Annotated in this window: 17 protein-coding genes and 1 riboswitch; of the genes, 8 read left to right on the top strand and 9 right to left on the bottom strand. The window is 70.1% G+C overall.

The genetic code is table 11. The features are described 5' to 3' along the window. Positions 1-89: 89 nt before the first annotated feature. Positions 90-1,130, top strand: coding sequence for a 2-dehydropantoate 2-reductase (locus ABLE93_RS18900; RefSeq protein WP_348841410.1), 1,041 nt, complete (start codon positions 90-92; stop codon positions 1,128-1,130). A gap of 126 nt (positions 1,131-1,256) precedes the next feature. Here ABLE93_RS18900 and ABLE93_RS18905 read toward each other — a convergent pair whose 3' ends face one another. Beyond that, on the bottom strand, positions 1,257-1,385 hold the full coding sequence (locus ABLE93_RS18905) for a hypothetical protein (RefSeq protein WP_348841411.1): 129 nt from the start codon (positions 1,383-1,385) through the stop codon (positions 1,257-1,259). A gap of 400 nt (positions 1,386-1,785) precedes the next feature. Here ABLE93_RS18905 and ABLE93_RS18910 point away from each other — a divergent pair, with 400 nt between their 5' ends. Continuing rightward, entirely contained in the window at positions 1,786-2,367 is a 582-nt protein-coding gene (locus tag ABLE93_RS18910) for a YqaA family protein (RefSeq protein WP_348841412.1), read from the top strand. Positions 2,368-2,421: 54 nt separating this feature from the next. On the opposite strand, the gene ABLE93_RS18915 is transcribed toward ABLE93_RS18910, so the two are convergent. Beyond that, the gene (locus ABLE93_RS18915; RefSeq protein ID WP_348841413.1) at positions 2,422-3,294 is read right to left on the bottom strand and encodes a hypothetical protein; all 873 of its coding nucleotides are present in this window, start codon (positions 3,292-3,294) and stop codon (positions 2,422-2,424) included. A gap of 567 nt (positions 3,295-3,861) precedes the next feature. Here ABLE93_RS18915 and gltB point away from each other — a divergent pair. Then, the gene (gltB, locus tag ABLE93_RS18920; RefSeq protein ID WP_348841414.1) at positions 3,862-8,565 is read left to right on the top strand and encodes a glutamate synthase large subunit; all 4,704 of its coding nucleotides are present in this window, start codon (positions 3,862-3,864) and stop codon (positions 8,563-8,565) included. A gap of 241 nt (positions 8,566-8,806) precedes the next feature. Further along, positions 8,807-10,228: a glutamate synthase subunit beta gene (locus tag ABLE93_RS18925; RefSeq protein WP_348841415.1), complete on the top strand. Its 1,422-nt coding sequence runs from the start codon at positions 8,807-8,809 to the stop codon at positions 10,226-10,228. Positions 10,229-10,901: 673 nt separating this feature from the next. Here the strand turns inward: ABLE93_RS18925 and zapE are convergent. Further along, entirely contained in the window at positions 10,902-12,089 is a 1,188-nt protein-coding gene (gene zapE / locus ABLE93_RS18930; protein WP_348841416.1) for a cell division protein ZapE, read from the bottom strand. Positions 12,090-12,218: 129 nt separating this feature from the next. Continuing rightward, complete coding sequence (locus tag ABLE93_RS18935) at positions 12,219-12,857, bottom strand: glutathione S-transferase family protein (RefSeq protein ID WP_348841417.1); 639 nt, start codon at positions 12,855-12,857, stop codon at positions 12,219-12,221. Between the two features lie 143 nt (positions 12,858-13,000). Here ABLE93_RS18935 and ABLE93_RS18940 point away from each other — a divergent pair, with 143 nt between their 5' ends. Beyond that, entirely contained in the window at positions 13,001-15,193 is a 2,193-nt protein-coding gene (locus ABLE93_RS18940; protein WP_348841418.1) for an FUSC family protein, read from the top strand. 15 nt (positions 15,194-15,208) lie between these two features. On the opposite strand, the gene ABLE93_RS18945 is transcribed toward ABLE93_RS18940, so the two are convergent. Next, positions 15,209-16,336: a 2'-deoxycytidine 5'-triphosphate deaminase gene (locus ABLE93_RS18945; RefSeq protein ID WP_348841419.1), complete on the bottom strand. Its 1,128-nt coding sequence runs from the start codon at positions 16,334-16,336 to the stop codon at positions 15,209-15,211. A 70-nt stretch (positions 16,337-16,406) separates the two neighbouring features. Further along, a riboswitch (SAM riboswitch) is annotated at positions 16,407-16,487 on the top strand. A gap of 82 nt (positions 16,488-16,569) precedes the next feature. Between ABLE93_RS18945 and ABLE93_RS18950 the strand changes: the two genes are divergently transcribed. The 3 genes from ABLE93_RS18950 (at position 16,570) to ABLE93_RS18960 (ending at position 19,946) form a co-directional block, all read left to right on the top strand. Continuing rightward, positions 16,570-17,790 carry an O-succinylhomoserine sulfhydrylase gene (locus ABLE93_RS18950; RefSeq protein WP_348841420.1) on the top strand — a complete coding sequence of 407 codons (1,221 nt, stop codon included), beginning with the start codon at positions 16,570-16,572 and terminating at the stop codon, positions 17,788-17,790. A 113-nt stretch (positions 17,791-17,903) separates the two neighbouring features. Continuing rightward, positions 17,904-18,296 carry a Co2+/Mg2+ efflux facilitator ApaG/CorD gene (apaG, locus tag ABLE93_RS18955; protein ID WP_348841421.1) on the top strand — a complete coding sequence of 131 codons (393 nt, stop codon included), beginning with the start codon at positions 17,904-17,906 and terminating at the stop codon, positions 18,294-18,296. 156 nt (positions 18,297-18,452) lie between these two features. After that, complete coding sequence (locus tag ABLE93_RS18960) at positions 18,453-19,946, top strand: TrkH family potassium uptake protein (RefSeq protein WP_348841422.1); 1,494 nt, start codon at positions 18,453-18,455, stop codon at positions 19,944-19,946. Positions 19,947-20,051: 105 nt separating this feature from the next. Here the strand turns inward: ABLE93_RS18960 and ABLE93_RS18965 are convergent, their stop codons facing one another. Genes ABLE93_RS18965 through ABLE93_RS18980 form a run of 4 tightly spaced genes read right to left on the bottom strand, consistent with a single transcriptional unit; the run spans position 20,052 to position 24,384 of the window. Then, positions 20,052-20,807, bottom strand: a complete 756-nt coding sequence (locus tag ABLE93_RS18965) for an SDR family oxidoreductase (RefSeq protein WP_348841423.1) — start codon at positions 20,805-20,807, stop codon at positions 20,052-20,054. Positions 20,808-20,858: 51 nt separating this feature from the next. After that, complete coding sequence (locus ABLE93_RS18970; RefSeq protein ID WP_348841424.1) at positions 20,859-21,983, bottom strand: hypothetical protein; 1,125 nt, start codon at positions 21,981-21,983, stop codon at positions 20,859-20,861. Continuing rightward, a complete protein-coding gene (gene ccoS / locus ABLE93_RS18975) occupies positions 21,980-22,162 on the bottom strand; it encodes a cbb3-type cytochrome oxidase assembly protein CcoS (RefSeq protein WP_348841425.1) in 183 nt (60 codons plus the stop codon). Before ccoS ends, ABLE93_RS18970 begins: the two co-directional genes overlap by 4 nt. Further along, on the bottom strand, positions 22,159-24,384 hold the full coding sequence (locus ABLE93_RS18980) for a heavy metal translocating P-type ATPase (protein WP_348841426.1): 2,226 nt from the start codon (positions 24,382-24,384) through the stop codon (positions 22,159-22,161). The genes ccoS and ABLE93_RS18980 overlap by 4 nt, the downstream gene beginning before the upstream one ends. Positions 24,385-24,485 lie beyond the last annotated feature (101 nt).

The raw sequence follows: 24,485 nt of genomic DNA on the forward strand, positions 1-24,485 counted from the left end.
ATCGTGCCGCCACTTGCCCTTGAGCGCCGCACGCGCTTTTATCTGGCATACAAAATACGCAGCGACGAATGCGAGCAGGAGGATCGGCCATGAAGGTGTGCATCTATGGTGCGGGAGCGATTGGCGGCTACCTGGGCGTACAGCTCGCCCACGCCGGCGCCGAGGTCAGCCTCGTGGCGCGTGGCGGCCATCTTGAGGCGATGCAGACCAACGGGGTCAAGCTTCTCATCGACGGCGAGGAGCGCGTTGCCAAGGTGCGCGCCACCGACAACCCGCACGAGCTCGGCCCGCAGGATTACGTCATCGTCGCCCTGAAGGGCCATTCCGTGCCCGGCGTGGTGGAGCAGATCCGTCCGCTGCTCGGCAACGACACCAGCGTGGTCACCGCCGTGAACGGCGTGCCTTACTGGTATTTCTATAAGCACGGCGGCCCCCTGGAGAACCGCACCCTCGGCACCATCGATCCCGGCGCCCGCCAGTGGGAGGTGCTGCGGCCCGAGCGCGCCATCGGCTGCATCGTCTATCCCGCCACCGAGGTGGTGGAGCCGGGCGTCATCAAGCACATCTATGGCGACAAGTTTCCCCTCGGCGAGCCGTCGGGCGAGATCACCCCCCGCGTCACCGCCCTCAGCCAGATGATGGAGAAGGGCGGACTGCGCGCCCCGGTGATGACCAACATCCGCGACGAACTGTGGCTGAAGCTGTGGGGCAACCTGTGCTTCAACCCCATCAGCGCGCTGACCCACGCCACCCTCGACATCATCGCCGCCGATCCCGGCACCCGCGCCGTGGCCAAGGCCATGATGCTGGAGGCCAAGGCCATCGCCGAGCGCATCGGCGTCAATTTCCGGGTGGATGTGGAGCGCCGCATCAATGGTGCCGGCGCCGTGGGCGCGCACAAGACCTCCATGCTCCAGGACCTGGAGCGCGATCGCCCCATGGAGATCGACCCGCTGGTGAGTGTGGTGCAGGAGATGGGGCAGATGCTGGAGATGCCCACCCCGACCCTCGACGTGGTGCTGGCCCTGGTGCGCCAGCGCGCCGGCATGGCCGGGCTCGGCGCCATCCTCGCCAACCCGCCGGTGACCGCCGCCGACCTCGAGCCGCAGAAGAAGGCCGCCGTGCACTGAGCGCGGCGGGTCCAAAAAGAAAGGCCGGGCGAGAGCCCGGCCTTTTCATTTCAGTCGTCGATTTTCACTTGCGATCGAGAAAGCCCCGTCCGCCGGCTCATCAGATCGCCGGGCGAGAGCCGAACTTCATTCCGCCTGCGCGGCGACGGCGGCCATGGGCGAACCCATCTGGTCCGTCTGGCTGGCATTGAGCGCCATGCCCGTCAGCACATAGCCCAGCACCAGGGCGGCAAACACGGCGATTCGCTTGAACATCCTCGTCCCTCAACCTTGCGTCGCGGCAACCCGTCCGACGGCGTCCCAGCCTCGCAGCGGCGCGGCACCGGGCGTCTATCAGCCCTGAACCACACCCCACCTGAATGAATGCGTCAGCATCGGTTCATAAAGGCTGAACGGGGCCTTGGCGTTCCCCGGAAAATCCGGGAAATCCACACCGGCTCCGCCGGCGCTGCGGCCGGGGCGTGCCCCCTCGCGACTCAGCTGCAGCAGGGCCGATGTACACCGCGGTGCGCGCGCTGTCTGTGTCCGGCCGGACACACCCGCGGGCCGCGAAGGCGACTGGTAAAGCGTCCGTTTAGACGGGCGAGTCGGGCGCTTTACTCGGCCGGGCGCAGGCTCTAAGCGAAAGCACCCTTTTGCAACGCAGCACGGCCCCATGCTCCGCAAGCTCTACGACTGGATCATCGCCTATTCCGCGAAGCCGTCGGCGCCCTGGGCCCTCGCCCTGGTGTCGTTCGCGGAGAGCTCGGTCTTTCCCGTGCCGCCGGACGTGCTCCAGGTGCCCATGACGCTGGCGCGGCCGGACAAGGCCTGGCGCTACGCGCTCATCGCCACCATCGCCTCGGTGCTGGGGGGCCTCGTGGGCTACGCCATCGGCGCGCTGCTGTACGAGAGCGTGGGCAAGTTCCTGATCGACCTCTACGGCTACGGCTCGAAGGTCGACCAGTTCCGCGCCGCTTATGCCCAGTACGGGCATTGGGTGATCCTGCTGAAGGGCCTCACCCCCATCCCCTACAAGCTGGTCACCATCACCTCGGGCTTTGCCGAGTACAACCTGTTCTGGTTCGTCCTGCTGTCGCTCATCACCCGCGGGGCGCGCTTCTTCCTGCTGGCGGCGCTGCTGCACCATTTCGGCCCGCGCGCCCGCGAGTTCATCGAGAAGCGGCTCGGCCTCGTCACCCTCGGCCTACTGGCAGTGGTGGTGCTCGGCCTCGTCGCCGCCGTCTATCTGGTCTGACGCGCGACGCAAGTGCGGGCAGCCCCGGCGGGGCCGCCCTGTTCCCTCAAGCCATCACTGCGCCGGACGCGGCCGCGACAGGACCGAGGCGGTGCCGGCGGCGGCGCTGTCCGTCGTCGCGGTGCCGGCGCCGGCCTTGCGGCGTTGGGGCTGGGCGGCAGGCGCGGTCGCCGACGGCGTGGACGCGGCGGACTGCTGGGCCGCGGACGTGCCCGCCTCCGGCTTCGAGGATGTGGCCGAGGCGGTGGGCGACGGCTGGGCGGGAGCCGAGGCCACCGGCTGCGGAGCCGAAGCGGCAGGCGCCGGGTCGGGCCTGGCGGCAGCCGGAGCGGCCGGCGCGATCGCGGCCGGCGCGGGCGTGACGGCGGCCATGGTGGCTTCCGGCGGGCGCGTTGGCGGCAGCGGCGCACTGGGCGCAGCCTGGACCGTCGGCGGAGCCTGCACGGGCGGCACGGACTGGGACGCCGGAGGCGGCGGCGGCCGCGACGTGGTTCGGGGCGGCGGCACGGTGCGCGGCGGGGGTGGATAGGCACCAGGCGGCGGGGCCGGGGCGGCGATGGTCGGACCGCCGACGACGCTGCGGGCGCTGATGACCCGGCCGGTGAAGGCGTTGATGCGCAGCAGGGCGAGGCCTTCCTGATCGACCGCGCTCACCAGATAGAAGCGCCCCGAGAGTTGCGGCTTGCCCACGTCCCAATAGCCCATGCCGCGCACGATGGCCCGGATCTCGCCCGGCGGCAGCATGGGATAGGCCCGCGGCACGGGTGCCCCATAGCCGCGCGGCACGCCATAGGGCTGCTCATAGATCAGCACCTGGGCAGCGGCGGGCAGCGTCCCACCCATCAGCAGGGCGGCGAGGGGCAGGGCCGTCGGTATCAGGCGGAGCCGGGCCAGCGGGCTGGCCTTTCGGTCGCGGCGAGGGGGCATGGCGCTCCTCCGGGCAGTTCAGGGACAAATACAGCGCGCGCCTGACCGCCGACGGGCGCGGCAGGTCGCGCCACCGCCGGACGTCCGGGCGATTCCCTGACACTAGACCGAGCCAATGCGGCGCCGTTGGGACGGCGGAGGTGGCCAACTGTCGATGACGCGCCCCCGCGGCGGTGAAACGGCGTTGCGCGCAGGACCACCAGACCGTACCGTTCTTTCGCCAAAGCGCAGGGCAGCGCAATTTTTCGCCAAGCTGACCGGATCTGCGCCATGATGGCGCTTGTGAGGCAGCCACTTTTCTGGCATCTTCGACCAGATAGGGAAGCTGTACTTCCCTATCTCCCGCGTCGACGATACGGATTGCTCAGCTCGCGTTCAGCTGGACGTGAGCCCCTCTGCGCGGCGCGGCGGTGGTGCAAAAGTTGCAAAGCGGGCTGTGCACATCGCCGGGGCGGGATCCGGGGCCACGCCTGCCGCGTGCGGCGGGACGGATGTTAAGGTGGGTCGCAAGACGGGGAAGGACGGCGGAGCCGCGGGCGCCGCCGCCAAGACAGAAGGAATGGCATCATGGCAGCGACGGATCGCAAGGATGGCTTGAACGGAAGCGTGGCTCACCCGGCCGCCGCCGTGAAAGACACGGCGATCGTCGGCCGTCCGGCCGCCTTCGGCCTGTTCGACCCGGCCCATGAGAAGGACGCCTGCGGCGTCGGCTTCATTGCCGACATCAAGGGCCGCAAGAGCCACCGCATCGTGCAGGACGGCATCAGCATCCTGCTGAACCTGGAGCACCGCGGCGCGGTGGGCGCCGACCCGCGCGCCGGCGACGGCGCCGGCATGCTGGTGCAGATCCCGCACAAGTTCTTCGTTAAGGAGGCCGACGGCCTCGGCTTCGCCCTGCCCGAGCCGGGCGCCTACGCGGTGGGCCACATCTTCATGCCGCGCGACGCCGAGGGCGAGCAGATCGTCCGCGCCGCCTACGAGCGGGTGATCGCGGAGGAGGGCCTCGTCCTCATCGGCTGGCGCGACGTGCCCACGGACAATTCCTCCCTCGGCGTCAGCGTGCTGCCGACCGAGCCCAAGCACGCGCAGATCTTCATCGGCCGCGGCGAATTTGCCGGCGACGAGGACGGCTTCGAGCGCCGCCTCTTCGTGCTGCGCAAGATCATCTCCAACACCGTCTATAATGCGAACGATCCGCGCACCGCGGGCTATTACCCGGTGTCGCTGTCCTGCCGCACCCTTGTCTACAAGGGCATGTTCCTCGCCGACCAGCTCGGCGCCTATTATCCGGACCTGCACGATCCGGACTTCGAGAGCGCGCTTGCCCTGGTGCACCAGCGCTTCTCCACCAACACCTTCCCGGCCTGGCCGCTGGCCCACCCCTATCGCATGGTGGCCCACAACGGCGAGATCAACACCCTGCGCGGCAACGTCAACTGGATGGCGGCGCGGCAGGCGAGCGTGGATTCCGAGCTGTTCGGCGCCGACATCTCCAAGCTCTGGCCCATCAGCTACGAGGGCCAGTCGGACACCGCCTGCTTCGACAACGCGCTGGAATTCCTGGTGCAGGGCGGCTACTCGCTGCCCCACGCCGCCATGATGCTGGTGCCCGAGGCCTGGGCCGGCAACCCGCTCATGGATGAGGAGCGGCGCGCCTTCTACGAGTATCACGCCTCCCTGATGGAGCCGTGGGACGGCCCCGCCGCCATCGTCGCCACCGACGGCCGCCAGATCGTCGCGACGCTGGACCGCAACGGCCTGCGCCCCGCCCGCTACATGGTGACGAGCGACGACACCATCGTCCTCGCCTCGGAAATGGGCGTGCTCACGCTGCCCGAGGAGAAGATCGTCACCAAGTGGCGCCTCCAGCCGGGCAAGATGCTGCTGGTGGACCTGGAGGAAGGCCGCCTCGTCCCCGACGAGGAGATCAAGACTTCGCTCGCCCGCGCCAATCCCTACAAGGAGTGGCTGAAGCACACCCAGCTGGTGCTGGAGGACCTGCGCCCCGTGGAGGCGCGCGAGGTGCGCACCGACGTGTCGCTGCTCGATCGCCAGCAGGCGTTCGGCTACACCCAGGAAGACCTCAAGCTGCTCATGGCGCCCATGGCCATCACCGGCCAGGAGGCGGTCGGCTCCATGGGCACGGACACGCCCATCAGCGTGCTGTCCAACAAGTCGAAGTCGCTGTTCACCTACTTCCAGCAGAACTTCGCCCAGGTGACGAACCCGCCCATCGACCCGATCCGCGAGGAACTGGTGATGAGCCTCGTCTCCTTCATCGGGCCGCGGCCGAACATCTTCGACCTGGAGGGCAACGCCCGGCGCAAGCGCCTGGAAGTGCGCCAGCCCATCCTCACCAATGAGGATCTGGAGAAGATCCGCTCCATCGGCTTCATGGAGGAGCGGTTCGACACCCGCACGCTGGACATCACCTACCCGTCCGACAAGGGCGCGGCCGGCATGGCCGACGCGGTGGAGCGGCTGTGCGAGCGCGCCGAGGCGGCGGTGCACGGCGGCTACAACATCATCATCCTGTCCGACCGCCTGGTCGGGCCGGACCGAATCCCGATCCCGGCGCTGCTCGCCACGGCGGCGGTGCACCACCACCTCATCCGCAAGGGGCTCAGGACCTCGGTGGGTCTCGTGATCGAGACCGGCGAGGCCCGCGAGGTGCACCACTTCGCCTGCCTCGCCGGCTACGGCGCCGAGGCCATCAACCCCTATCTCGCCTTCGAGACGCTGCTCGCCATGAAGGACGAGATCCCGGAGGAGGTGGACGACAAGGAAATCGTCAAGCGCTTCATCAAGTCCATCGACAAGGGCCTGCTGAAGGTGATGTCCAAGATGGGCATCTCCACCTACCAGTCCTATTGCGGCGCGCAGATCTTCGACGCGGTGGGCCTCTCGTCCGAGGTGGTGAACCGCTATTTCTTCGGCACCGCCACCACCATCGAGGGCGTCGGCCTGCCGGAGATCGCCGAGGAGACCGTGCGCCGGCACACCCTCGCCTTCTCCGACGCGCCCATCTTCCGCATGGCGCTCGACGTGGGCGGCGAATATGCCTACCGCATCCGCGGCGAGGACCACGCCTGGTCGCCGGAGACGGTGGCCGTGCTCCAGCACGCCGTGCGCGGCAACGCCAAGGACAAGTACAAGGCCTTCGCCGCCATGATCAACGAGGAGGACAAGCGCCTCCTCACCGTGCGCTCGCTGTTCCGCATCAAGGGTGCGGACGAGATCGGCAACGCCGCGGTCCCCCTCGATGAGGTGGAGCCGGCGGCGGACATCGTGAAGCGCTTCGTCACCGGCGCCATGTCGTTCGGCTCCATCTCGCGCGAGGCGCACACCACGCTTGCCATCGCCATGAACCGGATCGGCGGCAAGTCGAACACCGGCGAGGGCGGCGAGGAGCCCGAGCGCTTCAAGCCTTTGCCCAACGGCGACAGCATGCGCTCCGCCATCAAGCAGGTGGCCTCCGGCCGCTTCGGCGTGACGGCGGAATATCTCGTCAATTCCGACGTGATGCAGATCAAGGTCGCGCAGGGCGCCAAGCCAGGCGAGGGCGGGCAATTGCCCGGCCACAAGGTGGATGCGGTGATCGCCAAGGTGCGCCACTCCACCCCGGGCGTCGGCCTCATCTCGCCGCCGCCGCACCACGACATCTATTCCATCGAGGACCTCGCCCAGCTCATCTACGACCTGAAGAACGTGAACCCCGACGCCGACGTGTCGGTGAAGCTGGTGTCCGAGGTGGGCGTGGGCACGGTGGCGGCCGGCGTCGCCAAGGCGCGCGCCGACCACATCACAATCTCCGGCTTCGAGGGCGGCACGGGCGCAAGCCCGCTCACCTCCATCAAGCACGCCGGCTCGCCCTGGGAGATGGGCCTCGCCGAGACCCAGCAGACGCTGGTGGCCAACCGCCTCAGGTCGCGCGTCGCCCTGCAGGTGGACGGCGGCCTGCGCACCGGCCGGGACGTGGTGATCGGCGCGCTTCTGGGCGCCGACGAGTTCGCCTTCTCCACCGCGCCCTTGATCGCGGCCGGCTGCATCATGATGCGCAAGTGCCACCTCAACACCTGCCCGGTGGGCGTGGCGACGCAGGACCCGGTGCTGCGCAAGCGCTTCAAGGGCACGCCCGAGCACGTCATCAACTACTTCTTCTTCATCGCGGAAGAGGTGCGCGAGCTCATGGCCGCCCTCGGCTTCCGCAAGGTGGAGGAGATGGTGGGCCGCGCCGACGTGCTGGACCAGAAGGCGGCCATCGACCACTGGAAGGCCAAGGGCCTCGACTTCTCGCGCATCTTCGCTCTGGCCGACGTGCCGCCGGAGGTGGGCATCCGCCACACCGAACGCCAGCACCACCCCATCGAGAAGGTGCTCGACCGCACCCTCATCGCGCAGGCGGCCCCGGCGCTGGAGCGCGGCGAGAAGGTGGTGATCGAGACGCCGATCCGCTCGGTGGACCGATCGGCCGGTGCCATGCTCTCCGGCGCCGTGGCCAAGGCCTACGGCGGCGCGGGCCTGGAGGACGACACCATCCACGTCACCCTCTCGGGCACGGCGGGCCAGGCCTTCGGCGCCTTCCTCGCGTGCGGCGTCACCTTCGACCTCGTGGGCGAGGCCAACGACTATGTGGGCAAGGGCCTGTCGGGCGGGCGCATCATCGTGCGGCCGCCGGCCCACTCGGCCATCGTGCCGGAGAATTCCATCATCGTCGGCAACACGGTGATGTACGGCGCCACCGAGGGCGAATGCTTCTTCCGCGGTGTCGCCGGCGAGCGCTTCGCTGTGCGCAATTCGGGGGCAATCGCCGTGGTCGAGGGCACAGGCGACCATGGCTGCGAGTACATGACCGGCGGCATCGTGGTGGTGATCGGCCCCACCGGGCGCAATTTCGCGGCCGGCATGTCGGGCGGCGTCGCCTATGTGCTGGACGAGGACAAGAGCTTCGCCAAGCGCTGCAACCTCTCCATGGTGGATCTCGAGCCGGTGGAAGAGGAGGAGGACCTGCTGGAGCGCCTCCACCACCACGGCGGCGACCTGGAGTTCAAGGGCCGCATCGACGTGCAGGGCGACATGTCCCGCCACGACGAGGAGCGCCTGCACCAGCTCATCGCCAAGCATCTGCACCACACCGGCTCGGCACGGGCGCAGATGATCCTCGACAACTGGGCCGACTACCGCTCCAAATTCGTCAAGGTCATGCCGGTGGAATACCGGCGCGCCCTGCGCGAGATGGAGAAGCGCCGCGGCCTCCAGGCGGCGGAATAGCCCGGCGCCTCAGCCGGACTGGCGGCGGCCGAAAAGGCCCCGCCAGCGCCCGCAAGAGCCCCTCCCCCGTTCGCCGGGGAGGGCGTATCCGCCAAGGCCGAGGAGCCGGCGCGCGCCAAAGCCGAACGGGCGCGAAATCCGAGTCCTCAAGATGGAACAATTCTTGTAATGGAGCACGTGGTGCGCCCGCGGTGGCAGGCGGCGCGCGGCGGTTCCCTCAAGGTTCGCCAACGAGGTTTTTATGGGCAAGGTCACGGGGTTTCTGGAAATCGACCGGCGGGAGCAGAAGTACCAGCCGGCGTCGGATCGCATCCGCCATTTCCGCGAGTTCACGCTGCCCCTGCCCGACGCCGAGGTGACCAACCAGGCGGCGCGCTGCATGGATTGCGGCATCCCCTTCTGCCACGGCCCCAACGGCTGCCCGGTCCATAACCAGATCCCCGACTGGAACGACCTCGTCTATCGCGACGAGTGGGAGGAGGCCGCGCGCAACCTCCATTCCACCAACAATTTCCCCGAGTTTACCGGCCGCGTCTGCCCCGCCCCCTGCGAGGAGGCCTGCACGCTCAATCTTGAGGACATGCCTGTCACCATCAAGACGGTGGAGCAGGCCATCGCCGACAAGGCGTGGAAGAAGGGCTGGATCAAGCCCGAGCCCGCCGAGGTGAAGACCGGCAAGAAGGTCGCCGTCGTCGGCTCCGGCCCGGCGGGCCTTGCCGCCGCCCAGCAACTCGCCCGCGCCGGCCACGACGTGCATGTCTACGAGCGCGAGCCCAAGGCCGGCGGCCTGCTGCGCTATGGCATTCCCGACTTCAAGATGGAAAAGCACCACATCGACCGCCGGGTGGCGCAGATGGAGGCGGAAGGGGTCACTTTCCATTACAACGAGAACATCGGCGTCGTCCGCCCGCTGCAGGAGCTTCTCGACGGCCATGACGCCGTGCTTCTCGCCGGCGGCTCGGAGGCCCCGCGCGATCCCAAGCTGCCCGGCCAGGAGATGGAGGGCGTACATTACGCCATGCCCTATCTCGTGCAGTCCAACCGCCGCGAGGGCGACGAGCCGGTGAACGAGATCCCGATCCTCGCCGGCGGCAAGCACGTGGTGGTGGTGGGCGGCGGCGACACCGCCTCCGACTGCGTCGGCACCGCCTTCCGCCAGGGCGCGCTCTCGGTCACCCAGCTCGACATCCGCCCGGTCCCCCCCATGAAGGAGGACAAGCTGGCCGTGTGGCCCTACTGGCCCACCAAGTTCCGCACCTCCTCCTCGCAGGCCGAGGGCGCCGAGCGCGAGTTCGCCTGCGCGACGCTGGGCATCGAAGGCCGCAACGGCCGCGTCACCGGGGTGAAGTGCGCCCGCGTGGACCAGAAGCGCCAGCCGATCCAGGGCACGGAATTCGTGCTCAGGGCCGACCTCGTCTTCCTCGCCATCGGCTTCGCCCACCCGCTGTTCTCCGGGCTGGTGGAGCAGTCGGGCGCGGCGCTGGACAAGCGCGGCAACCTCGAGGCGGACGAGGAGCGCTACCTGACCTCGGTGCCCAAGCTCTACGCCGCCGGCGACATGCGCCGCGGCCAGTCCCTGGTGGTATGGGCCATCCGCGAGGGCCGCCAGGCCGCCCACGCCATCGACAAGGATCTGATGGGCGCCACGACCCTGCCGCGCTGAGGCAGGAGCGGCGGCGGCGAAGGACGGGCGGCGACAGGACGGATTTCGCGCCGCCCCGCCTGCGCGCAGGCGTCGCGTTCCAGCGGTCGTGCGTCTTTCCGCTTTCGTACCCCTTCCCGCTTTCTTCCGCCTTCCCGCCGTCGTGCTCCGGCTTGACCGGAGCACCCATCTCGCCACATCGAGCCGCGCCCGGCCATGCCATGGGCCCTCCGGTCGAGCCGGAGGGCGACAGTGTGGAGGGCGGCCGACGCACGAAGCGGAGCCAAGGTGCCGCTTGCACCACCGCCGTCGTGCTCCGGCTTGACCGGAGCACCCATCTCGCCACATCGAGCCGCGCCCAGCCGAGCCATGGGCCCTCCGGTCAAGCCGGAGGGCGACGGTGTGGGGGGAGGCCGACGGACGAAGCGAAGCCAAGGTGCGGCTTCCACCGCCGTCGTGCTCCAGCTTGACCGGAGCACCCATCTCGCCACATCGAGCCGCGCCCGGCCATGCCATGGGCCCTCCGGTCGAGCCGGAGGGCGATGGCGGTGTGAGGAATAAAGGCGATGCGCAATCAAACATCACCGGCAGGCTCCCTCTCCCATCGGGAGAGGGATGGGGTGAGGGGCGCGCCGCACTACCGGACAAGGCGCCTCCGCGCCGCCGTCCCGCAACGACAAAACACGCGCCGCCCTTACGTCTCCACCAGTCCGGTCGTATCGCCGGACGCCGCCGAATCGCTGCGGCCGTGGGGCTTGGCGAGATATTCGCCGGAGCGCATCTCGTGCAGGCGGGAGACGGTGCGGGAAAACTCGAACGCCTCGGCCCCCTCGGTTCCGAGATAGAGCTGCTCCGGCTCGGCGGCGGCCGAGGCGATGAGCTTCACGTTGGCGTCGTACAGCGTGTCGATGAGCGAAATGAAGCGCTTGGCCTCGTTGCGCTGGTCCGGCCCGAGGATGGGAATGTGCTCCAGCACGATGGTGTGGAACATGCGCGCAAGGCTCAGATAGTCGGGATTGGGCCCCAGCGCCGCCTCGCACAGGTCGGCGAAGGAGAAGCGCGCCGCGCCCTGCCCCTGGGCGGGAATGACGAGCTTGCGGCCCTTCAGCAGGATCTCCCCGCCCCGGCCGCCGCCAGGTCCGGCGAGACGGCGCCATGCCGCGTTCACCGCCGCGTCCGCCTCGGGGCCGAGGGGCGTGTGCCAGGTGCTGACGCCTTCCAGCTTCTCCATGCGGTAGTCGGTGCGCGAATCGAGGCTGATGACCGCCATGCGCTCCTCGATCATGCCGATGAAGGGCAGGAACAGCGCGCGGTTGAGGCCGCCGGCATAGAGGTCCTGCGGCGCCACGTTGGAGGTCGCCACAACCACCACGCCGTCGGCGAACAGCTTCTCGAACAGGCGGCCGAGGATCATGGCGTCGGCGATGTCGGTGACGTGGAACTCGTCGAAGCACAGGAGCCTCGCCTCGTCGGCCAGCGCCTGCGCCACCGGGGCGATGGGATCGGCGGTCTTGCGCTCCCCCTGCTTCTGGGCCTGCCGCTCGCGGAAGATGCGCTCGTGCACGTCGCCCATGAATTCGTGGAAATGCGCCCGCTTCTTCCCGCGCGCCGGCAAGGCGTCGTAGAACAGGTCCATCAGCATGGTCTTGCCGCGTCCGACCTTGCCGTAGACATAAAGCCCCTTGGGCTGCGCGGGGGCGCGCCGCTGGAACAGCCAGCCCAGCGCCGATGATTTCTGCGCCAGTGCCCGCTGCCGCAGGTCCAGCTCCAGGCGGGCGAACTCCTCCACCACGCCGGCCTGGGCCGGGTCTTCCGATATGTCCCCGGCGGCGAGGCGCGCCGCGTAGAGCTCCGTGACCCGCGCCGTCGTCTCTCCGGCCATGAACGCATTCCTGCTCGTGCCGGGCCGCGCCGGCATCGGGAGGCTTCAGGGAACGGCGCGCCGAAGCCCGGCACGCCCTGGATGGTGCCCCCGCTTAGAGCAGATCGGGCAAAAGATGAAGTCGCTGGCTCACAGTGGCCCGGGCAGCGGATGCCCCGGCATCAGCTCGTAGGGCGGCTTCCAGCCCGGCAGAGCGGCGATACGGGCGGCCCAGCGGGCAAGGTTGGGATAGTCCTCCAGCTCGACGCCCGCCCGCTCGGGATAATAGATGTAACCGGCCAGGGAGATGTCGGCGACGGTGGGGGCATTCCCCACGAAGAAGTCCGAGCCCGCAAGATGCGCGTCGGCGATGGCATAGGCCGCAGTGGCGCGGCCGCGCAGGAAGCGCGTCACGTCGTTCTCCGCTTCCCCCTTGAGGCCGACGAGGAACCGCAGGGTGGCGAAATAGGAGGTGAACTTGTGGTTGTCGAACAGCACCCAGCGCATCACCTCGCGCCGGGCGGCCTCGTCCTGGGGCAGGAAACGGCCGCATTTGGCGGCGAGATAGTCGAGGATGACGCCGGACTGGGAGAGCTTCACGTCGCCATCCACCAGCACGGGCACCTCGCCCATCTCGTTCACCTCGCGCCGATAGGCCTCGGTGCGGGTCTCGCCATTGAAGAAATCCACGAACACGTGCTCCCACGGGAGCGCACACAGTTCGAGCATGAGGGCAACGCGATAGGCGTTGCCCGATTGGGCGAAGCAGTAGAGTTTCAGGGGCGTCACGTCGTCCAGGCCTCCGTGGAACGGATGGTGCAGGCTAGCGCCGGCGCGCGCGCTTGCGCAGCCCCCCGCGCGCGCCTTGACGAAAGACATGAAGAGAGCCGACCGCACCGATGGAGTCCGCCGCACCGCCCCGACCTCCGAGGGTGCCCCTCGCCCGCCAGCTGAAGGCCTGGCTCGCCGAGCATGATCCCGGCGGCATCGACGCATCGCGCGCGGCGCATCTGGGCGTTGCCTTCGTCATCGTCATCCTCGGCGCCTACGCCACCTCCACCGGCTTGCGCCTCGGCATGGACGTCACCTTCCCGATGATGGCCGGCTGCGCCTGCCTGGTGATGATCTCGTTCAATCCCGGCGCCAGCGCCGCCGCCGAGGGCCGCACCATGCTGCGCCTCTTCGGCCTTGGCTTCGCCTCGCTCGCGGTGCTCACCGTCATCGGGCCGGGCGAAGGCCCCCCCAACGAGGTGGTGCAGAAGCTCCTGCTGATCCCCCTCTCCTTCTGCGCCCTCGCCCTGCGGCGCTACGGCATGGACGGCCAGCGGGCGGGCCTGGCGCTCATCGTGGTGGCGACGGTGGGCACCATCATCCGCCCGACGCGCCTTGAGGCCGCCTATCTGCTTCTCGCCTTCTGCCAGGGCGCCATGGTGGCAGCGGCGGTGCGGCTGTCGCCGTGGCGGCCGTCCGCGGTCAACGCTTTCGTCGAGACCACCCTCGACATGCAGAGCGCCGTCGCCGGCTATCTCAGGGAATTGTCGGAGGCGGTGCGCCACGGCCGCCCCTTCCCCGCCGAGGCCACCGAGGTGCTGGAAAACCTGCGCGGGCGGGTGTGGAACGCCCTTGCCAACGCCATCGCCGAGGACCCCTCCGCCCAGCCCGATTTCGAGCAGCTGCGGGTGCGGTTCTACCGGCTCAGGGTCGCTGTGCAGCTGCTCGCCGGCTGCGTGCCGGAAAAGGCCCCGGACACGCCGGACTGGCGCCGCCCCTTCGCCGCCGCCGCCGACCACATCGCCCGGCGGCTGGAGGCGGTGGACGTGTCCGACGTGCATGCCGAGGAGCGGTTCGAGCGGGCGGTGGCGCAGCTGCGGCACGTCGCCTTCGCCCCGGAGCTGTCGCCGGACGCGCGCTTCGCGCTGCTGCGGGCGCTGACCGCCTTCGACCGCCTCTCCATGGTGGTCACCGGCATCGCGGCCGCGGAGATGGCGCCTTTCCCGCCCCCGCATCCGGATGCGGAGGAGGCCGGGCCGCCGGCGCCCCGGGCGATCCCGGTGATGGTCAAAGGCCCGGACGGCCGGCCCACCCTGTCGGCGCCCTTCCGGGTGGCGTGCCAGGGCGCGGTGGCCACCGCGCTCACCACCGCCCTCGACCTCGTCGTTCATCTCGACCACGCCTATTGGGCGACCCTGACGGTGATGTTCGTCATCGGCAACAGCGTGGGCGAGACCTACAACCGGGTGCGCTACCGCACCTTCGGCACCGTCGTCGGTGTCGCCCTCGGCATCGGCCTGTTTCTCGGGCTTGAAGGCCAGATCTGGCTCCTCGCGGCCTTCTGCATGCTGGCGCAGATGATCGCGGTGGTGACCCAGAAGGACCGCTACGACGTAGCCTCGGCCGCCGTCGGCTTCTCCGTGGTGCTCGGCCTGCACCTCATCTCCGGCCTCGGGCCGGAGGGCATGGTGGCGCGCATCTACGAGACCGCCATCGGCGCCGGCATCGCGCTCGCGGTGTCCTATCTGGTGCTGCCCGTCTATCTCACCGAACAGGTGCGGCCGGAGGTGCGCGCGCTGCTGCGCCGCTGCCGCGCCGCCTTCGCCTCCTGGTGGCCGCACGGCGGCGAGAAGGAGAGCGTCGCGGCCCTGGTGCAGGACGTGCGCTCCCTCGGCGTGCGCCTGCCCAACCTCGGGGCGGAACAGGTGTTCGGCCATTCCGCCGGCGACGTCGCCAACATCGTCTCCACCCTCGACGTGCTCATCACCTATCTCGCCCTGATGGAGGACGTGGCGCACCGCCTCGCCGCGTCCGACCCCAAGGAGGAGCTGGTGACGGTGGTGGAGGCGGCGCGCTCGCGCACGCTCACCGCCTTCGAGGTGGTGCTCGGCGAGGCGGGCGCCGGCAGCGCCGATGCCGCCAACCCGGTGGTGGCGGCCGCCGTCTCCACCGTGCTCGGCATGTCCGACGACCGGGCGGTGAAGGAGGTGCTGCCGCTGGTGGCGGACTATCTCGCCTATTCGGAGGCGGTGCTGCGCCCCCTGCGCGAGCTGCGCACCGCCTTGCGCGAGACGCCGTGGCGCAAGGAGGACGTGATCGCCGCCGGCGCCGCACGGCCGACGCAGGCGCGCTGACGCGGGTTGCCGGCCCTACAGCCCCACTGTCTTGAAATGCTTGGAGAGCTTGAGCCCCTGCCCCTGGTAGTGGGAGCGCATGTCGGCGCCGTAGAGCGTGCCGGGGCGGAACGCCATGCGCTCGTAGACGAGGCGGCCCACCGTCTGGCCGTGCTCCAGGATGAAGGGCACCTCGCGCGAGCGCACCTCCAGCACCGCACGGGCGCCGCGCCCGCCGGCGGCGGCATTGCCGAAGCCGGGGTCGAAGAAGCCGGCGTAGTGCACCCGGAATTCGCCCACCAGCGGATCGAAGGGCACCATCTCCGCCGCATAGTCGGGCGGCACATGCACCGCCTCCCGCGAGGCGAGGATGTAGAAAGCATCGGGGTCCAGCACGAGGCTGGCCGAGCGCTCCGGCCGCACCCGGATGGGCTCCCAGAAATCCTCCACGTCGAGCACGCCGGCCTGGTCCACGTCGATGACGCCGGTGTGCTTCTTGGCGCGGAAGCCCATGAGACCACCCAGCGCGTCGCCGGCGAGATCGACGCCGAGCGCGATGCCCCCCGCCGCCACGTCCGGGCTCGCCGCGTCCACGAGGCAGTCGGAGGCCTGCAGGTTCAGCAGCTCCAGATCCGAGAGCCGGGCGACACCGCGGCGGAACCGCAGCTGCGACAGGCGCGAGCCCGTGCGCACGAGGATGGGGAAGGTGCGCGGGGAGATTTCGAGGTAGAGCGGACCGCTATAGCCCGCCGGGATGGTGTCGAAGGCGCGGGCGCCGTCGGTAATGACGCGGACGAACACGTCGAGGCGCCCGGTTGAGCTCTTGGGATTGGCCGCGGCGGCAAGGTCCGCCGGCAGCTTCAGCCGCTCGAACAGCTCCACCAGATAGACGCAGCCGGTCTCCAGAACCGCGCCCTTGCCGAGGTCGAAATCGTGCAGCGCGAGGTCGTCGAGCCGCTCCTTCACCGACACGCCCGCGCCCGGCAGGAAGCTGGCGCGCACGCGCCACGCGGTCTTGCCGAGCCGCAGGTCAAGGCTCGCCGGCTGGATCTGGTCGTCGTCCAGGGCCTTGCGGCAGGCAATGGCGCCTGACGCCTTCAGCCCCCCGATCGCCTCCGCGGGCAGGATGCCGGGCTTGAGATGCTCCGTCGCACGCACCGTCATTTCCGCTTTCCCGTCCCTTTCGTTCGATTTACCGGACGAAGCCCTTGACGCCAAGGGGAAGCCCGATCTTAACTGCGGCGGTGGCGTATTTGAGCCGGCCGGCTTGCAGCCACGTTAAACAACCATGCTAAAAGGCCGGGGACGATGAAACGGGAGCCTTGCCGCACGCCGCGCCAGCGGATGTGGCCTTGCCGCCCGGCACCGGTCCCCTCGGCCTCCGTTCGGAGTCCGTCATGTCCGTGGCGCCAAAGCCCGCCCCCCGTTTCGTCCCCCGTGATCCCCTTACACTCCACCCGGAGACGCGCCTAGTCCATGGCGGGACCACGCGCTCGCCCTTCGGCGAGACCTCCGAAGCGCTGTTCCTCACCCAGGGCTTTGTCTATGACGACGCCGAATCCTGCGAGGCCCGCTTCAAGGGCGAGGATCCGGGCTTCGTCTACTCGCGCTATTCCAATCCCACCACCGCCATGTTCGAGGAGCGCATGGCGCTGCTGGAAGGGGCGGAGGCGGCCCGCGCCACCGCGTCCGGGATGGCGGCGGTGAATGCCGCCCTGCTCTGCCAGCTCTCCGCCGGCGACCATGTGGTGGCGGCCCGCGCCCTGTTCGGCTCCTGCCGCTGGATCCTGGAGGACTTCCTTCCGCGCTACGGCGTCGCGACCACGCTGGTGGATGGCACCGACCTTGCCGCCTGGCAGGCGGCCGTGCGCCCCACCACCAAGATCTTCTTCCTGGAAAGCCCGACCAACCCCACCTTGGAGCTGATCGACATCGCCGCGGTGGCGCAGATCGCCCACGCGGCGGGCGCCTGCCTCATCGTCGACAACGTCTTCGCGACGCCCCTGCTCCAGCACCCGTTCGAGCTCGGCGCCGACATCGTTGTCTATTCCACCACCAAGCATGTGGACGGTCAGGGCCGCTGCCTCGGCGGGGTGATCCTCTCCTCGCAGAAGTTCGTCACCGACCATCTCCAGACCTTCCTGCGCCAGACCGGCCCGTCCATCTCTCCCTTCAACGCCTGGATCATGCTGAAGGGCCTGGAGACGCTGGCGCTGCGCGTCGAACGCATGCAGGCGAGCGCGGCGCGGGTGGCGGATGCCCTCTCCGGCGGGCGCGGCATAACGAAGGTGATCTATCCCGGCCGCGACGACCATCCCCAGGCCGAACTGGCCCGGCGTCAGATGAAGGGCGGCGGCACGCTGGTGACCTTCGTGGTGGATGGCGGCAAGGAAGGCGCGTTCCGCTTCGCCAACGCGCTGCGGCTCATCCGCATCTCCAACAATCTCGGCGACGCCAAGAGCCTCATCACTCATCCAGCTACCACCACGCACCAGCGATTCACCCCCGAGGCGCGGGCCGAGATGGGCATCTCCGACGGGCTGCTGCGGCTTTCCGTGGGCCTCGAACATCCCGACGACCTGATCGCGGACCTCGCTGCGGCTGCAGAAGCCTTGTGAACAAAGGCGTCTTGCCGCACTGCGGCACGACCTGTTGCGCGCGGGCGACAACGCGGGTTCACTGTGGGCGGGCGGGGGCATTTTCTCCCGCGCTGTGGGGAGCTCGAGCGGGTATGTACCGCGCCATCACTCGGAATATTCAGGTGACCGCGACGCCGCGCTATGTGGCGGAGCGGTCCGAGCCCGATCAGGGCCGTCATTTTTGGGCTTATACCATCGAGGTGGCCAATTTGGGCCACGAGACCGTGCAGCTGAAGGCGCGCCACTGGGTCATCACCGACGCCAACGGCCACACCGAGGAGGTGCACGGCGCCGGCGTCGTCGGCGAGGAGCCGACCCTGCCGCCCGGCGGGCGTTTCGAATATACGAGCGGCGTGCCCCTCAATACGGCGACGGGAATCATGCACGGCCGCTACGAGATGGTGGCGGACAACGGCGATGCCTTCTCCATCGAGATCCCGGCCTTCTCGCTCGACGTGCCGGACGTGCGCCGCGTGCTGAACTGAGGCGGTTTTCTTTCAAGGTCCGGCGCGGCGCCGCGCCGGACGCCTCGTTTCCTCCCCTTTTCAATACCCCTTATTTGCGGTCCTTGAACGTTTCAGAGCCATGATGCGGCTGCGGCCCCGCCGGGGCGGCCACCAGAACGAGGGCAAGGGGGAGACATGCACGCGCGCATTCCCACGGTGGAGGCCGAGGCCGTATCGGTGCTCAGCCTGCGCCCGGTTGCGACGACGCTGGGCCTGCTCCTGTCCATCCTCGGCGTCTCCATGCTGGCGCCCGCGCTGGTGGATTTCGCCAGCCGCTCGGGCGGCCAGGGCGCCTTCGTCGGCGGCGCGGCCATCACCATCTTCGTCGGCGTGCTGCTGTGGATGAGCGGGCGCGGGCAGATGGCGCGCAAGCTCGACCTGCGCCAGGCCTTCCTGCTCACCTCCTCGGTCTGGATCGTGCTGTCGGCCTTCGCCGCCCTGCCGCTCATGTGGGGGCCGCCGCGCCTCTCCTTCACCGCCGCCATGTTCGAGAGCATGTCCGGCCTCACCACCACCGGCGCCAGCGTGATGAGCGGGCTCGACGCCATGTCGCCGGGCATCCTGCTGTGGCGGGCGCTGCTTCACTGGTTCGGCGGCATCGGCATCATCGCCATCGCCATCGCCGTGCTGCCGGTGCTCTCCATCGGCGGCATGCAGCTGTTCCGCACCGAATCCTCGGACAAGTCGGACAAGTTCCTGCCCCGCGCCGGGAGCATCGCGAAACGCCTGCTCATCGCCTACGTGCTGCTCACCGCCGTCTGCGCCGGCTTCTATCTCGCCGCGGGGCTGCGCACCTTCGACGCCGTCACCCTCGCCATGTCGACCCTCTCCAGCGGCGGGTTCGCCAATTCCGACCAGTCGCTGTCGGTGTTCGCCAACCCTTCGGTCGACTATGTGGCCATCGTCTTCATGCTGGTCGCGGCGCTGCCCTTCCCGCTCTATGTGCGCGCCCTCTCCGGGGATGTGCGGCGGCTCTTCACCAATCCGGAGGTGCGCGTCTTTCTCGCCATCGTCGCGGCATTCACGCTGCTGTCGTTCCTCCAGCAGAGCCTGCAGGGGGTAGCGACCGGCGAGAAGGCTTTCCGCGGCGCGCTGTTCACGGTCTCCTCGCTGATCTCCACCACCGGCTTCATGGCCATGGACTACACCAATTGGGGGGCGGCCTCGGACGCCATCTTCTTCGTGGTGATGTTCCTCGGCGGCTGCACCGGCTCCACCGCCGGCGGACTGAAGGCGCTGCGCCTCTCCATCACCGCCAAGGCCATCCGCCAGCACCTCAAGCGCATCTCGTTCCGCGCCGGCGTCTTCCCGCTGCGCTACGGCGGCGCGCCGGTGGCCGACGACGTGGTCGCCTCGGTGCTGTCCTTCGTGTTCCTGTTCCTGCTCACCTTCTTCCTGGTGGGGGTCGGCCTCAACCTCATGGGCCTCGACCTGCGCAGCGCCTTCTCGGCCGCCATCGCCTGCCTTGCCAACGTGGGTCCCGGTCTCGGGCCCGTGGTGGGGCCGGCGAGCAATTTCGGCAGCCTCTCCGACCCCGCCCTGTGGCTGCTCACCGCCGCCATGATGCTGGGCCGTCTGGAGATCCTCACCGTCCTCGTGCTGTTCCTGCCGCGCTTCTGGGTGCGCTGACGCGCGCGTCCCCCAGCCCACGCGGCGCCTGAGCGAAGCAAAGTCTCAAGCCCGCGCGGCGCCTGAGCGAAGCAGCGACTCGCGCGACGCGTCGGCGCTCCGCTCTCAGAAATGCGCCATGTAGCCGCCGTCCACCGCCAGCACGTGGCCGGTGACGTAGGAGGCGGCCGGCGAGGCGAGGAACACGGCGGCCCCGGCCACCTCTTCCGGCCGGCCCCAGCGGCCGAGGGACGTGCGGCGCGAGAGCCATTCGGCCACCGCCTGGTCGCGCGCCTGCGCCTCGTTGGGTGCGGTGAGGAAATAGCCCGGTGCGATGGCGTTCACGGTGATGCCGTGGGGGCCGAGATCGGCGGCGAGGGCGCGGGTGAAAGCTTCGAGGCCGCCCTTCGCCGTGGTGTAGGCGGCGTCTCCCGCCCGCGACAGCGGCCCGGCGATGGAGGTGATGTTGATGATCCGCCCGCCGGCGTTGCGCGCAACCATGCCCCGCGCCACCTGCCGGGTAAGATGGGCGGGGGCGAGCAGGTCGAGCTCCACCAGCCGGCGGAAATCGGCGTCCTCCATGTCGAGGAAGGCCCGCCGGTCGCGGGCGCCGGCATTGTTGACGAGGATATGGATGGGCGGCCCGTCGGCCAGCGCCGCGTCCACCGCCGCCGCGTCGCACACGTCCAGCACGAAGGGCTCGGCCTTGCCGCCCTTGCGGATGATGGTGGTGACCGCGGCGCCGAGGCGGTGGGCGTCCCGCCCGTTCACCAGCACATGCGCCCCGGCGAGGGCGAGGGCGGTGGCGATCTCGAAGCCGAGACCCGCCACCGAGCCGGTGACGAGGGCGGTCTGGCCTTCCAGCGAGAAGGGATGGGTCACGGCGGGCTCCGGGCGACAGGGGGTCGAACCTGCCTAGCGCCCGGCGGCGATTCACGCCAGCAGGTAGCCCATCAGCGCGCCGCAGATGGCGAAGAAGAACAGGCCGCCGTCGTGCAGCGCCAGGGCGGCCCGGCTCGGCGGGCCGGCGCGGTAGACCCAGGCGGTGGCGCCCACGGTGGCGATCGACCAACCGGCGCCCACCAGCACCAGCGCCGCCGTGATGGTGCCCGGGGTGGCGTGGCTGTCCAGCCACACGCCGAGCGCCACCAGCGCGGTGCCGGCGAGGGCGACGGCCGCGGGCGGCACCCGCTCGCCCACCAGGGCCAGCGGCACCGCCGGCGCATACATGGCGGCCACGTGCAGGGCGATGAAGCCGAACACCGCAGCCCCGCCGATGCCGCAGCCCACCAGCGCCAGCGGCGCGCCGGACATGACGGCGTTCATGCCGAGCCATGCGGCGCCGCCCACCAGCGTCGGCAGGGCGATGGCCGAAAGCGGCGCCCGCGCCCGCGGGCGGAACGAGCTGGTGGGATCGGCGGCGAGCGTCACCGCCACACCGAGGGAGCAGGTGTGGGCCAGGGCCGCGAGGCCCGCGGCGCCCACCAGGAAATAGGGCGCGGCCAGTTCCTCGGCGAAGCCGGCCAGCGTCGGCCCGGCAAAGGCGGCGAGCAGGCCGCCGGCCATCACGCCGCCGGTGGCGGCGGCAGGCCGCCCGCTCGCGGCGGCCGCTTCGTGCCGGTAGAAGAAGGAGAAGCCCTGCGCCATGCCGAGCCACAGGGCGCCGAGGCAGGCCCAGCCGAACTGGCGCTGGACCAACCCCGCCACCAGCAGCGCGCCGCCGGCGATGCCCACCGAGGCGCCCAGCGCAAATCCGGTGCGCCGGCCGAAGGCGTCGCGCAGGAAGGAGGCAGGGAAGGAGGCGAGCGCCGCGCCGAGCAGCATGGCGGCGAACGGCCAGGTCGCCATCTCGGGACGCGGCGCGAGGGCGGCACCGGCGAGCGGCAGCGCGGCGGAAGCCACGGTTTGCGCCAGCACGGCGAAGGCGAAGCCCAAGGCCAGGCCGAAGGTGGAGACCGCGCGCGGCCCGTTGTCATTGGCAGGGGCGTCGAGCTGCGGGTCGCAGACGCAGACCAGCATGCCGGCGCGGGGCTCGGGCGCGGAGGCGACGCGCCTCATGGCCGCGCGCGGCCCTTGTCGGCGTGGCCCTGCTGCGGCAGGTCGTCGTCCGCCAGCACACGCACGGCGGCGCCGTCGAGGTCGTCATACTGCCCGCTCTTCAGGCTCCACAGAAAGGCGAAGAGCCCGCCGATGCCCAGCAGCAAGGCGAGCGGCAGGAGATAGACGAGGACGTTCATGCGGCCACCTCCTCCAGCGCGTCCGCCTCGGCGCCTCTGCGGGCGTCGTTCGCCTCATCCTTGCGCCCGGGCCGCGCCGCGCGCAAGGCGTTCACCGTGACGAGGATGGACGAGCCGGACATGGCGAGGGCCGCAACCAAAGGCGTCACAAGCCCGGCGATGGCCAGCGGCACCGCGATCACATTGTAGAGCACGGCGATGGCGAGGTTCTGCCGCATCAGAAGCGCGGCGGTGCGCGAACCGTCCACCGCGCTCAGCACCGGACCGAGCCTTCGGCCAAGAAACACCGCATCGGCCTGCGCCTGCGTCACCGCCGCGCCGCTGGCGGGGGAGAGGGAAACGGCGGCGGCGGCGAGTGCCGGGGCGTCGTTGAGGCCGTCGCCCACCATGAGCACGCGGCGGCCCCGCGCCTTCAGCGCATCGAGCACGGCGATCTTGCCGGCCGGCTTCAGCCCCGCCTCGGCGACTGCGATTCCGAGGGCGGCGGCCACGGGCTGGACGGCGGCGGCGCGGTCGCCGGAGAGGATGCGCACGTCGAGGCCGCGCGCCTTCAGCGCCTCCACCACCTGCCGCGCGTCGGGCCTGAGCGCCTGCTCGATGCCCATGACCAGACTCTGGGTGCCGTGGCGGAACGCGATGAGGGAGGCGCCGGCCGGCAAAGTCGCGGGCGCGACGGCATCGCAGAAGGCGAGGCTTCCGAGGCGCAGCACGCGCCCGTCCAGCACGGCCTCCACCCCCTGCCCGCTCAGCTCGGTGACGTTCTCGAGAGGGGCGCCGTCGGCGCGCTGGGCGACCACGCGGGCAAGCGGATGGCGGCTCGACAGCGCGAGCCGGCCGGCCAGCGCCACCAGGGCCGGATCGGCGCCGCGTGGCAGCGCGAGGGCCGGCTCGGGCAGGGTCAGCGTGCCGGTCTTGTCGAACACCACGGTGTCCACCAAGGCGAGCCGCTCGAGCATGTCGCCGGCATTGACCAGCAGTCCGGCGCGGAACAGCCGGCCGGTGGCCGTCACCTGCACCGCCGGCACGGCGAGCGCGAGGGCGCAGGGGCAGGTGATGATGAGCACGGCCACCGCGATCATCACCGCATCGTGCACGCCGGCACCGGCGAGGATCCAGCCGATGGCGGAGACCAGAGCGGTGAGGTGGACCATGGGGGCGTAGAGCCGCGCCACCCGGTCGGCGAGGCGCACATAGGCGCCCTTCTCGGCCAGCGCGCCGTCGAGCAGGCGCTGGACGTCGTCCACCAGCGTGTTCTCGCCGCCGGCGGTGACGGTCAGGTGGAGCGCACCCTCGCCGTTGAGGCTGCCGGCATAGACCGGATCGCCGGCCTTGAGCGGCCGGGGCAGCGTTTCGCCGGTGACGAGGCTCTCGTCCACGGCGGACAGGCCGGAGGCCACCACGCCGTCGGCGGCGACGCGCTCGCCCGGCTGGACGAGGATGGTGTCGCCCGCCTTCAGCGCCTGCACGGGGACCAGAACCGGGACGCCGTCGGCACCGAGGCGGTGGGCCATCTCGCCGCGCAGGGCCGCGATGTTGCCGGCGGTGGCGCGGGTGCGCCGGCGGGCCTCATGATCGAGATAGCGGCCCGCCAGGAGGAAGAACAGCAGCATGATGGCGCTGTCGAAATAGGCGTGCTCGCGGCTCAGCGCCGTCTCGAACACGCTCATCCCCAGCGCCAGTGTGACGCCGATGGTGATGGGCACGTCCATGTTGAGACGGCCGGAGCGGATGGCCCGGACCGCGCTCTGGAAGAAGGGCTGGCCGGCATAGGCCGCCGCCGGCAGAGCGATGAGGGCAGAGATCCAGTGGAAGAAATCGCGCGTCTCCGGCGTGATGTCGGTGACATTGCCCGACCAGACCGACACCGAGAGCAGCATGATGTTCATGGCGGCGAAGCCGGCGACGCCAAGGCAGCGCAGCAGCCAGCGGGCGTGGCGCGCCTCGTTCTCCTCGGCCCGGCCGGCAAAGGGATGGGCGCGATAGCCCAGAACCTCCAGCTGGCGCACCACCACGTCCGGCGTCGTCTCCTCGCGCCAGGCGACCGTGAGGCGGTGGGTGGAATAGTTGAGGCGGGCGCGCACCACGCCGGGCAGCGCCTTCACCCCGTTCTCGATCTCCGCGATGCAGGCCGCGCAGTCGATGCCGTCGATGGCGAGGCTCATCTGGGCGAGGCCGTCCTCGGCCTTGCCGACGAAGATGGAATAGTCGATCGCCTCTGCCATGCTTCCAACCCCGGGGGCCGCGGGGATCTGGGGGCTATCCGGCCCCGGAAAAAGGGGAGTACGACAGAGCGGCTGGCGCGACGAGCCGACGCCTCTCGTAC

The organism is Xanthobacter pollutisoli (genome assembly GCF_040044995.1).
Classification (GTDB): Bacteria; Pseudomonadota; Alphaproteobacteria; order Rhizobiales; family Xanthobacteraceae; genus Xanthobacter.